This is a genomic window from Streptomyces sp. NPDC026538, from assembly GCF_055567535.1.
Genome location: NZ_JBVHQG010000003.1, coordinates 23094 through 35457, shown reverse-complemented (window position 1 = coordinate 35457; position 12364 = coordinate 23094). Strand labels below are relative to the sequence as shown.

General features: G+C 71.0%; 7 protein-coding genes, 2 tRNA genes and 1 riboswitch. Of the genes, 7 read left to right on the top strand and 2 right to left on the bottom strand.

Annotation, left to right across the window (positions count from 1 at the left end):
* Nucleotides 1-387 precede the first annotated feature (387 nt).
* The 4 genes from ACZ4N4_RS13230 (at nucleotide 388) to ACZ4N4_RS13215 (ending at nucleotide 7656) form a co-directional block, all read left to right on the top strand.
* Nucleotides 388-2571 carry a DEAD/DEAH box helicase gene (locus ACZ4N4_RS13230; RefSeq protein ID WP_467587784.1) on the top strand — a complete coding sequence of 728 codons (2184 nt, stop codon included), beginning with the start codon at nucleotides 388-390 and terminating at the stop codon, nucleotides 2569-2571.
* A 204-nt stretch (nucleotides 2572-2775) separates the two neighbouring features.
* A complete protein-coding gene (locus ACZ4N4_RS13225) occupies nucleotides 2776-5889 on the top strand; it encodes an FG-GAP repeat domain-containing protein (RefSeq protein ID WP_467587781.1) in 3114 nt (1037 codons plus the stop codon).
* An 81-nt stretch (nucleotides 5890-5970) separates the two neighbouring features.
* Nucleotides 5971-7485, top strand: coding sequence for an amino acid permease (locus ACZ4N4_RS13220; protein ID WP_467587778.1), 1515 nt, complete (start codon nucleotides 5971-5973; stop codon nucleotides 7483-7485).
* A 98-nt stretch (nucleotides 7486-7583) separates the two neighbouring features.
* Nucleotides 7584-7656, top strand: a tRNA-Lys gene (locus ACZ4N4_RS13215).
* Nucleotides 7657-7972: 316 nt separating this feature from the next.
* Here ACZ4N4_RS13215 and ACZ4N4_RS13210 read toward each other — a convergent pair.
* Entirely contained in the window at nucleotides 7973-8614 is a 642-nt protein-coding gene (locus ACZ4N4_RS13210) for a GTP cyclohydrolase II (RefSeq protein ID WP_467587775.1), read from the bottom strand.
* A 161-nt stretch (nucleotides 8615-8775) separates the two neighbouring features.
* On the bottom strand, nucleotides 8776-9303 hold the full coding sequence (locus ACZ4N4_RS13205) for a MarR family winged helix-turn-helix transcriptional regulator (protein WP_467587772.1): 528 nt from the start codon (nucleotides 9301-9303) through the stop codon (nucleotides 8776-8778).
* A gap of 69 nt (nucleotides 9304-9372) precedes the next feature.
* Between ACZ4N4_RS13205 and ACZ4N4_RS13200 the strand changes: the two genes are divergently transcribed.
* The 3 genes from ACZ4N4_RS13200 (at nucleotide 9373) to ACZ4N4_RS13190 (ending at nucleotide 11936) form a co-directional block, all read left to right on the top strand.
* Nucleotides 9373-10503, top strand: coding sequence for a dihydrofolate reductase family protein (locus ACZ4N4_RS13200; protein WP_467587770.1), 1131 nt, complete (start codon nucleotides 9373-9375; stop codon nucleotides 10501-10503).
* 57 nt (nucleotides 10504-10560) lie between these two features.
* Nucleotides 10561-10634 (top strand) — tRNA-Met (locus ACZ4N4_RS13195).
* 192 nt (nucleotides 10635-10826) lie between these two features.
* Nucleotides 10827-11936: a PP2C family protein-serine/threonine phosphatase gene (locus tag ACZ4N4_RS13190; protein ID WP_467587767.1), complete on the top strand. Its 1110-nt coding sequence runs from the start codon at nucleotides 10827-10829 to the stop codon at nucleotides 11934-11936.
* A 270-nt stretch (nucleotides 11937-12206) separates the two neighbouring features.
* Nucleotides 12207-12364, top strand: a riboswitch (cyclic di-AMP (ydaO/yuaA leader).

Below are 12364 nucleotides of genomic sequence, written 5' to 3'. Positions count from 1 at the left end.
CCTCAGCGCCGGTGGCTTGGCCACCACAAGCGACGGCTTTGCCTTCGCCGCGACGAGTACCGGTGTGTCCGGCACCACGAGCGACGCGGGTCCGGCACCGCCGGAGAGTGCCGCGGGGTCCGAGCGCCGTCGCGGCGGGCGGAAAATCGAGCGGCGGAGGACGGGCGTGTGGTGTGTGAGCTGCGGGTTTGGGGGGCGGTTTGCCTTGAGGGGTGTTGGGTGCGTATGGTGGTAGATCGTTTGATCCCATTTGCCCGGCGCCACCGCAGAGCGCGCCGTGTGGCGCGTACTCTCCCTTGCCGTGGCGGACCGCATTGAGGCGGTCGTGAGCGAATCACGGAGTTGACGGGCGCGTGCCGAAGAGACTCCGGAAGGTTTCGCATTCGCATGTCCGTGTCCAGTACTGATCAGTTCGTCGTGTCCGAGAACAACGAGGACAACGAGCTGGTGACCCAGGTCTCCGAGGAGACCGCTGACACCACTGACACCACCGACACCCCTCAGATCACCTTCGCCGACCTCGGTCTCCCCGAGGGCGTCGTGCGCAAGCTCGCGCAGAACGGTGTGACCAGCCCCTTCCCCATCCAGGCCGCGACCATCCCGGACGCCCTGGCCGGCAAGGACATCCTCGGCCGTGGCCGCACCGGCTCCGGCAAGACCCTCTCCTTCGGTCTGCCCACCCTGGCCACGCTGGCCGGCGGCCGTACCGAGAAGAAGCGGCCCCGCGCCGTCATCCTCACCCCGACCCGTGAGCTGGCCATGCAGGTCGCGGACGCCCTCCAGCCCTACGGCGACGTCCTCGGCCTGAAGATGAAGGTCGTCTGCGGCGGTACGTCCATGGGCAACCAGATCTACGCCCTGGAGCGCGGCGTCGACATCCTCGTCGCCACGCCGGGCCGTCTCCGCGACATCATCAACCGCGGCGCCTGCTCCCTGGAGGACGTGCAGATCGCCGTTCTCGACGAGGCCGACCAGATGTCCGACCTGGGCTTCCTGCCCGAGGTCACCGAGCTGCTCGACCAGATCCCGGCCGGCGGCCAGCGCATGCTGTTCTCGGCCACGATGGAGAACGAGATCTCCACGCTGGTCAAGCGCTACCTGGCCGACCCGGTCACTCACGAGGTCGACAGCGCCCAGGGCAACGTCACGACGATGTCCCACCACATCCTCATCGTGAAGCCCAAGGACAAGGCGCCGGTCACCGCCGCGATCGCCTCCCGCAAGGGCCGCACGATCATCTTCGTCCGCACCCAGCTGGGCGCCGACCGGATCGCCGAGCAGCTGCGCGACGCCGGTGTGAAGGCCGACGCGCTGCACGGTGGCATGACCCAGGGCGCCCGCACCCGGACGCTGGCCGACTTCAAGGACGGGTACGTCAACGCGCTCGTCGCCACCGACGTCGCCGCCCGCGGCATCCACGTCGACGGCATCGACCTGGTCCTGAACGTGGACCCGGCCGGCGACCACAAGGACTACCTGCACCGCGCCGGCCGCACGGCCCGGGCCGGTCGTACCGGAACCGTCGTCTCCCTCTCCCTGCCGCACCAGCGCCGCCAGATCTTCCGGCTGATGGAGGACGCGGGCGTCGACGCCGGCCGTCACATCATCAATTCCGGTACGGCCTTCGAGCCCGAGGTCGCCGAGATCACCGGCGCCCGTTCGATGACCGAGGTCCAGGCCGAGTCCGCGGGCAACGCGGCGCAGCAGGCCGAGCGCGAGGTCACCCAGCTCACCAAGGAGCTGGAGCGGGCGCAGCGCCGGGCCGCGGAGCTGCGCGAGGAGGCCGACCGTCTGGTCGCCCGTGCCGCCCGCGAGCGTGGCGAGGACCCGGAGACCGCGGTGGCCGAGGCCGCTGCCGTCGCCGAGGCCGAGGCCGAGGTGGCGGAGCAGCCGGCCGCCGAGGCGCCGGCCCGTCAGGAGTCCTCCTCGTACGAGCGTCCGCGTCAGCAGCGTGACGAGCGGGGCAACTACGAGCGCCGTGACCGCCGTGACGAGCGTCCCTCCGGTGGCTTCCGCCGGGACGACCGTCGTGACGGTGACCGTGGTGGCCGTTCCTTCGAGCGTCGCGATGACCGTCCGTCCGGCGGCTTCCGCCGGGACGACCGTCGTGACGGCGGTGACCGTGGCGGCTTCCGCCGCGACGACCGTCCGTCGGGCGGCTTCCGTCGGGACGACCGCCGTGACGACCGCGGTGCCGACCGCGGTGCCCGTTCCTTCGACCGTCGTGACGAGCGTCCGTCGGGTGGCTTCCGCCGTGACGACCGCCGGGACGACCGTCGTGACGGTGACCGTGGTGGCCGTTCCTTCGAGCGTCGCGATGACCGTCCGTCGGGTGGCTTCCGCCGGGACGACCGTCGTGACGGCGGTGACCGTGGCGGCTTCCGCCGCGACGACCGTCCGTCCGGCCACCGGGGCAGCGACCGTCCCTTCAACCGCGACCACCGTGACGACCGTCCGGGCTTCCGCAGCGGCGGCCACGACCGCCCCTACGGGCGCCGTGACGACCACCGCGGCACCGGTTCCAGCTCCTTCCGCCGCGACGACAAGCCGCGCTGGAAGCGCAACGGCTGACACCGAGTGAGCTGAGCAAGGGCCCGTACGACGATCTGTCGTACGGGCCCTTCCTCATGACGGGTCCGGAAAGGTGGGGAGCGAACCTGTGTAGCGGCTGTAAGATCAGCGCACTTGTATGACGGGTGGGCAGGCCGGGGGGCCGAGGGCGTCGGAGTGAGCGGCGCCGAACCCGTCTCCGTTCCTGGGGAGGGACTCTTCGTGGTGCGTCATGCCCCTGCACGCCTGCGCCTCATCGCCGCGACCGCCGTACTGGCGGCAGCCCTGAGCCCACTGCTGCCCACCCCGTCGGCGACGGCCGGCACCGCACAGGAGACGGTCGTACCGCCGACGCTGCGCGGCACGTACACGTCCGGGGCGCTCTACGGGAAGTCGACGTACAGCGGCCACGACGGCGCCGGTGACCAGGGCGTGTTCCACAGTCTGGAGGGCGCGGGGCTGGTCTGGACGCGCTACTCCACCGGCGTCTCGGTGCCGGTGGTCCACCCGGCCGGCTACACCAGCTACTCGACCGCCGGCGGCGACGTCCTCGCGTACAGGTACGCCGACGGCCGGGTCGACCTGTGGAACGCGGCCGACGGCACCACCCGGACGATCCACACGCCCGAGGGGCTCTCGCTGCTCACCGCCTACGCCGACCTGGCAGTCGCCTACCGGCAGGTGCCCGACGGGAACGGCACGGCGACCCGCGAGATGCATCTGCTGCTGCCGCAGGACGACGGCAGCACGCGTGACGTGCCGGTGACCGGGGTGCCCGACGGATACGTGCTCGGGCAGCCCAAGGGCGGCGACGCGGACGGGCTGCTCTTCCTCGCCGGACGGACCGGCGGCGGGTCGTACACCTCGGTCATGGTCGACCGGCACACGGGGCAGGTGCGGGCGTGGACCCCACCCACCGCCAAGGTCTACCTCAACGCGCAGGTCACCCCAGCCCATGTCGTCCTCTTCAACACGAACGACCCGACGGTCCAGGTGTACTCCCGCACCGACCTGTCCGCCGCCCCGGTCGCGGTGACGCTGAGCGGCGGCGGCATGCTGCCCGCGACCGGCCTCGCGGTCGTCGGCGACTGGCTGCTGACCCAGCCCGGTACGGCGGTGATCGCCAAGCCGATCGCCGGCGGTCCTTCGAGGACCCTGCTGCCCGCGTCGAACGGCGGCGTCGCCGCCGCCTCCGACGGCGGTGCCCTGGCGGTCGGCCGTACCGGCGCCGCCGCGGACGACTGGGGCGTCCAGCGCATCCAGCCGGGCCCGGGCGGCGAGCCGACGGTGACCCAGGTCAAGGCGCTGCCCAAGCCGGCGTACAAGATCCAGGGGCTGTCGCTGGACCAGGGGCAACTGGTAGAAGCGGACGAGAGCTACTCCCGGGGGCGCGACACCTTCGGCCGTACCGTCGCCGCGACCGGCACGCCAACGTATGGCGCGCGCTCGAACTATGACGGCACGGACGTACTGCTGGGCATCTGCTCGACGACCGATGTCGGCTGTTCCCAGCTGTTCGGTACGGCCGCGGGCCGGACCGTGTGGCTGGAGCGCGGCGCCGGCGGCAGCGCCGATTCCGAAGTCGACCTGCTCCGGGCCTACGGCCCCGGGAACTCGCTCTGGGAACACGACATCCCCGTCGGCGGCCGGATCACCGACGTCTCCGGCGAGTACGTCCTCTACGCCACCCCCACCCAGCAGTACGTCTACAAGATCGGCGACGCGTCCGGTCCCAAGGTCGCTCGCACCCCCGGCGTCGCCGCCCTCTCCGGCGATCTGCTCTGGACGGCGAGCGCCACGACCCCCGGGCAGGTCAGCGCGTACGACCTGGCGGCGAAGAAGACCGTCGAGACGCTCACCCTCGACGACGGCGGCTGTGCCCCCACCGAACTCCAGGCGAACGGCCGCTACCTGTACTGGAACTGCGGTGGCACGAGGGCCGGGGTCCACGACCGTACGGCGAGGAAGTCGGTGCCCGTCCCGGCCGACGAGGCCAAGCTCGGGGACGGGTACGTCGTCACGCACGACAAGACGGCCGGGAAGCTGGTGCTGACGACGGTCGCCGGCGGGACTCCCGTCAGCCGGGTCATCGGCGACCTGCCCGACACGGGCGTCTCGCAGCGGGACGTGCGCTGGACCGTCGACGAGTCCGGTTCGAACGCGGCCTACGTGGACGACACACAGCAGATCCACCTCGTACCGTCCGGGGTGCCGCAGCAGCCCCTGCGGCTGCTCTCTCCCGCACAGAACGCGGCCTCGGTCGATCCGACGCCGGTCGACACGACACCGGACCCCCTGACCACCCTGCTGCTGTCGAAGCCGACGTCCGGGTGGCGGCTGACCGTGCGTTCCAAGGCGACCGGGAGGGTCGTGGACACGGCGGACAGCACGGCGCCGGCGCGCGGTGAGCTGAAGGTCGGCTGGTTCGGCATGGACCGGACGGCCCCCGGGGACGTGCCGTTGCCGAACGGCACGTACGAGTGGTCGCTGTCCGTCACCCCGGCCGACGGGACCGGGGCGGCGCTCCAGGCGACCGGTTCGGTGCGGATCCGGACCGGCAGCCCGGTGCGGCACGACCAGGTGGGCTCGGACGGCATCGGCGACCTGCTCACCCTCAACTCCTCGGGGACGACGCTGGCCTTCCAACAGGGCACCGGCAAGGGCGGCTTCGCCGGGACGGTCTCCGGGAAGGGCTGGTCGGCCAAGACGCTGGCCGTGCCGTACGGCGACCTGAACAACGACCGCTGCAACGACGTGCTGGTCCGCACGCCCGGCGGCGCGCTGCGCGCCTACAAGCCCGCCTGCGGTGCGGCGCTCACCCCGTCGACGTCCTACACGAGCCTCGGCACGAGCGGCTGGAACCAGTACGACGTCCTCACCTCGCCCGGCGACCTGAACAAGGACGGCCGCCCCGACCTGATCGCCCGCAACTCCGCGACCGGCGCGGTGTACCTGTACAAGACGACGAGCACCGGCAAGCTCTCCGCCCGCGTGAAGCTGTACGGCGACTGGAAGACGTACAAGAAGGTCGTCGGCGCCGGGGACCTGAACGGCGACGGGGTCGGGGACCTGGTCGCGCAGGACAAGGCGAACAACCTGTACCGGTACTACGGCACCGGCAAGGGCGGCTTCGGCGGCCGGGTGAAGATCGCCACCGGGTGGGGCTCGTCGTACAACGCGGTCGTGGGCGTCGGGGACATCACCGGGGACGGGAAGAGTGACCTGGTCATGCGGGACACGGCGGGCAACCTGTACCGGCAGACCGGGACCGGCAAGGGCACGTTCGCGGCCCGGGTGAAGATCGGGACGGGCTGGCAGGGCTACAAGGGCCTCTTCTAGCCCTGTTTCCAGAGGGTTCCAGAGTGTTTTCGGCCATGCTGTGACGCATGTCACGCCCCCGGCGAGGGAATCGCTGGGGGCATGACAGATGACGCGATAGGCAAAGCGACCTCCGACGAGGAGCGGCTGGCCCAGCTCGGCTACACCCAGGTCCTGGCCCGCCGTATGTCGGCCTTCTCGAACTACGCGGTCTCCTTCACGATCATCTCGGTCCTCTCCGGCTGTCTCACCCTCTACCTCTTCGGCATGATCACCGGCGGTCCCGCGGTGATCACCTGGGGCTGGGTGGCCGTGGGCCTGATGACCCTCTTCGTCGGCCTCTCCATGGCCGAGATCTGCTCCGCCTATCCCACCTCGGCGGGCCTGTACTTCTGGGCCCACCGCCTGGCCCCGCCCCGCAGCGCGGCCGCCTGGGCGTGGTTCACGGGCTGGTTCAACGTGCTCGGCCAGGTGGCGGTGACCGCGGGCATCGACTTCGGCGCCGCGTCCTTCCTGGGCGCCTACCTGAACCTGCAGTTCGACTTCAAGGTGACCCCGGGCCGCACGATCCTCCTCTTCGCCGCGATCCTGCTCCTGCACGGCCTGCTGAACACCTTCGGCGTCCGCATCGTCGCCCTGCTCAACAGCGTGAGCGTGTGGTGGCACGTCGTCGGTGTCGCGGTCATCGTCGGCGCGCTGACCTTCGTCCCCGACCACCACCAGTCGGCGTCCTTCGTCTTCACCGAGTTCGTGAACAGAACGGGCTGGAGCAGCGGCCCGTACGTGGTCCTGCTCGGCCTTCTGATGGCCCAGTACACCTTCACCGGATACGACGCCTCGGCGCACATGACGGAGGAGACGCACGACGCGTCGACGGCGGGCCCGCGGGGCATCGTCCGCTCGATCTGGACGTCGTGGATCGCCGGCTTCGTCCTGCTCCTCGGCTTCACCTTCGCGATCCAGTCGTACGACAAGGAACTGGGGTCCCCGACGGGGGCACCGCCGGCCCAGATCCTCCTGGACGCGCTCGGCGCGACGACCGGCAAGCTCCTGCTGCTCGTCGTCATCGGCGCCCAACTCTTCTGCGGAATGGCGTCGGTGACCGCCAACAGCCGGATGATCTACGCGTTCTCCCGCGACGGCGCGCTCCCCTTCTCGCGCGTCTGGCACACGGTCAGCCCGCGCACCCGCACCCCGGTGGCGGCGGTCTGGCTGGCGGCCTTCGCCGCGCTCGCCCTGGGCCTCCCGTACCTGATCAACTACACGGCCTACGCCGCGGTGACGTCGATCGCGGTGATCGGGCTGTACGTGGCGTACGTGATCCCGACGCTGCTGCGGGTCAGGAAGGGCGCCGCGTTCGAACGCGGGCCGTGGCATCTGGGCCGCTGGTCCGGGGCGGTCGGCGTGATCTCGGTGGCCTGGGTCGGTGTCATCACCGTCCTCTTCATGCTCCCGCAGGTCTCCCCGGTCACCTGGAAGTCCTTCAACTACGCCCCGGTGGCCGTCCTCGCGGTCCTCGGCTTCGCCGCGATCTGGTGGCAGGTCTCGGCCCGGCACTGGTTCCTCCACCCGGACAGAGCACGCCAGGAGGACACCGCCAAACTGGTCGATCTCTGACGCGCGGGGCCACTTCTGCCTCACGACGCGGCCGCGACGCCGATACCCGATCGGCGACACGGCTCCGTCCGGCTATGCTCGGGGAGGCAACATCGCCTGGGCCGTTAGCTCAATTGGCAGAGCAGTGGACTTTTAATCCATTGGTTGTGGGTTCGAGTCCCACACGGCCTACGGGATGTGGGCGGGGGATATGGCCCCTGACCTGCTGTGCAGCGCCCGGGTCGGCTTCGGCTGACTCGGGCGCTGCGGTGTTTTACGGGGTGGCGGTCAGTCAACTTCCGTGTTTGCCACCCGCGCATCGAGCGCCGTACGGAGCGCGGCCAGGGCAGCAGATCGTCCACCACCCGGTTGGCGGCCCAGTGCGAGCAGTACCGCTGCCAGGCGCCGTTCTCGACCACCACTCGTCCGGCACCGCGCCGGCCGGCCGGATCGGGGCGGCGCCGAGCCGGCACCGGGGCGCCTCCGCCCGGCCGCTCCGCCCGGTGCCTCAGCCCGCGTTGAGTTCCGTCAGCTCGGCGAGCGGGAGCGTGTGCTGGGTGTGCAAAACCTTCGCGCGCAGGTAGCGGACGTTGTGCGCGGTGCGGAAGACACCGGTCGGGACGCGGTCCCGGACGGTGACGCCGAGGCCGCGCAACTGCTCCGCCTTGTCGGGGTTGTTGGAGAGCAGGTCGAGGTCGGTGACGCCGAGGGCGGCGAGCATCTGGGCGGCGGCGGTGTAGTCGCGGCCGTCCTCGGGGAGGCCGAGGGCGGCGTTCGCCTCGTAGGTGTCGAGGCCCTGGTCCTGGAGGGCGTAGGCGTCGAGCTTGTTGTAGAGGCCGATGCCGCGTCCCTCCTGGCGCAGGTACAGCAGCACGCCGCCGCGATCCGCGATGCGCTCGACGGCCTCGCGCAGCTGGGGTCCGCAGTCGCAGCGGGCCGAGCCGAAGACGTCGCCGGTCAGGCACTCGGAGTGCAGCCGGACCAGCGGGAGCGTGCCGGGCGCGGGGTCGCCGAGCACGACGGCCACATGTTCCTGCCCGTCGCTGAGGCCATGGAACGTGACGAGTTCGGCGTCGACGCTGTAGCCGTCGGTGAAGCGCAGCGGTACCCGGACGCGGGCGCGCTGGGTGGCGGCGGGGAAGTCGGGCATCGGGTTCTCCTGTGTCCGGGTGCAGGACGGTAGCGGCCTCTGTTTCAGATTTGAAGCAGATCCACCGCTGGAACCCTACCCATGTTTTAAATTTGAAGCAACAGGGTTTTGCGGGAATATCCACGGGGTCCCACCGCGAGACCTCCTGGCCGGCCGAGGCCCTACGAGGAACCGGAACAGGGCGACGATCGCCGCCGCCAGGGAACCTCGTCGGAGGTCGGCCGCGGGGTCGACGCGTCACCCTCCAGCGCCCGTGCGATCGCCGAGCTGATCTCCTCCAGCTGGTCCACCTGCTCGGGGGAGAGATGGTCGAACACCGCCGCGCGTACCGTCTCCACGTGCCCCGGCGCCGCGCGCTCCAGCACCGCCATGCCCTCGTCGGTCAGGGCGGCGAAGCTGCTCCGCTTGTCCCACTTGCAGTCCTCGCGCCGGATCAGCCCGTCCTTCTCCAGCCGGGTCACGGCGTACGTCAGCCGGCTCCGGGTGATCTTCGACTTCTCGGCGAGGTCGGTCATGCGCAGCTTGCGCTCCGGCGCCTCGGAGAGACTGACGAGGATGCCGTAGTACAGATGCGGCATGCCGGCGTCCTGCTGGAGCTGCCGGTCCATCGCATCGTCCAGGAGGTGTGTCGCCGAGATGTAGGCGCGCCAGGCGCTCTGCTCCTTCGGCGTCAGCCAGCGAGTCGTCATACCGTCAGTGTAGGTTTGTTTCAAAGTTTAACCAAGCCTGCCCGTCGCCCTCGGGAGTGAGCACGTCCGATGCCGTACCCCTACGTCCTGCTGTCCGCCGCCGTCTCCCTCGACGGCTATCTCGACGACACCGGCCCCGACCGCCTGCTGCTCTCGTCCCCGGCCGACTTCGACCGCGTCGACGAGGTGCGGGCCTCCGTCGACGCGATCCTGATCGGAGCCGGCACCATCCGCGCGGACAACCCGCGGCTGCTGGTCAACGACCCCGGGCGGCGCGCGGCCCGGACCGCGGCGGGCAAGCCCGAGTACCCCCTCAAGGTCACGGTCACCGCGACCGGCGACCTCGACCCGGACGCGAAGTTCTGGCACACCGGCGGCGCGAAGGTCGTGTACACGACGGACATGGGTGCGGCGCGGGTCCGCGGCCTCGGTATCGCCGCGGACGTCGTCTCCCTCGGCGCCGACCTCGACTGGCCCGCGCTGCTGAGGGACCTGCGCGAGGCCCGGTCGGTCGGGCGTCTGATGGTCGAGGGCGGCGGCACCGTCCACACCCAGCTCCTCCAGCAGGGCCTGGCCGACGAACTCCAGCTGGTCCTGGCCCCGCTCTTCGTCGGCGATCCGAAGGCGCCGCGGCTGTTCGGCCCGGGCGGGTACCAGGAGGGGCGGCTGCGGCTCCTGGAGAGCCGCCGTATCGAGGACGTCGTCCTGATGCGGTACGAGCCCACCGCCCCCGGCACGGGCGGGTCGGCGTCCGCTGCGGACCGGCACTGGCTGCGACTCGCCTGCGAGCTGGCGGCCGACTGCCCGCCCTCCCGGACCGCCTTCAGCGTCGGCGCGGTGGTGGTCGCGGCCGACGGCACGGAACTGGCCCGCGGCCACTCCCGGGAGGCCGGTGACCCGGTCGTCCACGCGGAGGAGGCGGCCCTGGCCAAGATCTCCCCGGCCGACCCCCGGCTGGCCACGGCCACGGTCTACACCAGCCTCGAACCCTGCACCCACCGCGCCTCCCGGCCGCACCCCTGCGCCGAGCTGATCCTGCGGGCCGGGGTGCGGCGGGTGGTGACGGCGTGGCGCGAGCCGGACACCTTCGTCGAGGCGGCCGACGGGACGGGGATGCTGCGGGAGGCGGGGGTGGCGGTGCTGGTGCTGGGCGCGTACGAGGGGCTGGCGAAAGCACCGAACGCGCACCTGCTGGGTTGACCTCTCCGTAACCCGTGTGACTCGAGCTCTTCCGATGGCGTATGCTGGTTTCACCGACGCGGGGTGGAGCAGCTCGGTAGCTCGCTGGGCTCATAACCCAGAGGTCGCAGGTTCAAATCCTGTCCCCGCTACTGAAGACCAGGGCCGGAATCCAAGAACAAGGATTCCGGCCCTGAGTCGTATACCGGCACGTGTTCCTCCGTGTCTCCCTCTGCGTGTTCCTCATCACACCCGTCCGTACTCATCCGCCCGGTCCACACCACTCGCCGCTGCTCGCTCGCAGCCGCAAATCTGGACGGACATATATTGGACACCTGGGACATATGGGGAGTCGTGCCGTGGGCTCTGGACAGGCGCAGGAGGACGGGGCCGCAGCCGTCCGCACCCTGGCCCGCTTCCTGCCCGTCCTGCTGATCGCGGCCGGCGTCTGCTACGACCTCCTCACCCCGCGGGCCTTCACACCGGTCCCCTTCTTCACGGCCGCCCCGCTGATCGCCGCGCCCCTCTCCTCCCTCCGCGCCACCGTCCTGACCGGCCTCGCGTCCTTCCTCGCCGCCTATGCCGTGCACGCCCGCCACACCTTGAACCCCGACGTCGGCATGGCCACCGAAGTCCTCACCGTGGTCACCGTCGCCGCCCTCGCCGCCGGCATCAACCGGGTGGTCCGCCTCGGCGACCAGCGCCTCGCCTCCGCCCGCGAGATCGCGGAGACCGCCCAGCGGGCGGTGCTGCCCGAGCCCGCCCAGTGGATCGGCGGCTTCGAGATCGCCGCCCGCTACGAGGCGGCCCAGGAGGGCGCCTTCATCGGGGGCGACCTGTACGCCGTCCAGGACACCCCGTACGGCGTGCGGCTGGTCGTCGGCGACGTCCGCGGCAAGGGCATGGGCGCGGTCGCCGCCGTAGCCGTGGTGATCGGCGCGTTCCGGGAGGCCGCCGAGCAGGAGGCGACGCTGGAGGCGGTGGCGGGGCGGCTGGAGCGGGCGCTGGACCGCGAGGGTGTCCGGCGTGGCGGCGTCGACGCGTTCGAGGGGTTCACCACCGCCGTGCTCGCCGAACTCCGGCACGGCGAGGGCACGGTCCGGGTCGTCAACCGCGGCCATCCGCCGCCCCTGCTGCTGTACGGCGACGGCAGGGTGAGCCCGGTACGGGTGCCCGAGGCCGCGCTGCCGCTGGGGATGGGCGAGTTGGGGGCCTGGCCGGACCGGGCCGCCGAGCACGCGTTCCCGAGCGGGGCCACGCTGCTGCTGTTCACTGACGGCCTCTCCGAGGCGCGGGACGCGCACGGCCGGTTCTACGACCCCGAGCGGCGGCTGACCGGCCGGGTCGGCACCGCCCCCGGCCCGCTGCTGGCCCGGCTCGCGGCCGAGGTGCGCCGGCACACCGGCGGCGGCATGACGGACGACATGGCGCTGCTCGCGGTACGGCGGCCCTGAGCGCGGTGGCCGGGCCCCGTACTGGGGATCGTCACCCTCGGTGCACGGGCGACCGCCCTCCGCGTAACGGCTGAGTCACCATCAAAACGCGTGTGACTCCTGAGCCGAACAGTGCGCATGGTCAACTCGACCGTTTTCGGCCGTTCGTGGCAGGTAAGTCCATGCTTTGAAAGCTTAATGATCAAGGCGAACAGCTTGGAATCTGACAGCCGGGTCTATTAACGTTCGATAACGCAGCGCGGTCGTCCCAGCCGTCACCCGCGACGGCTCCGTGCGCACGCGCCGAATCCCGCAAGGGAACCGGGGAACCACCACCTTGGGGTGAATCGCACGGCTGCCGCCGGCAGAGATCGGCCGGTATACGCGCGTAGGAGACCTTCCTGCTCCGAACCCGTCAGCTAACCCGGTAGGCGGCGGAAGGAAAGGAG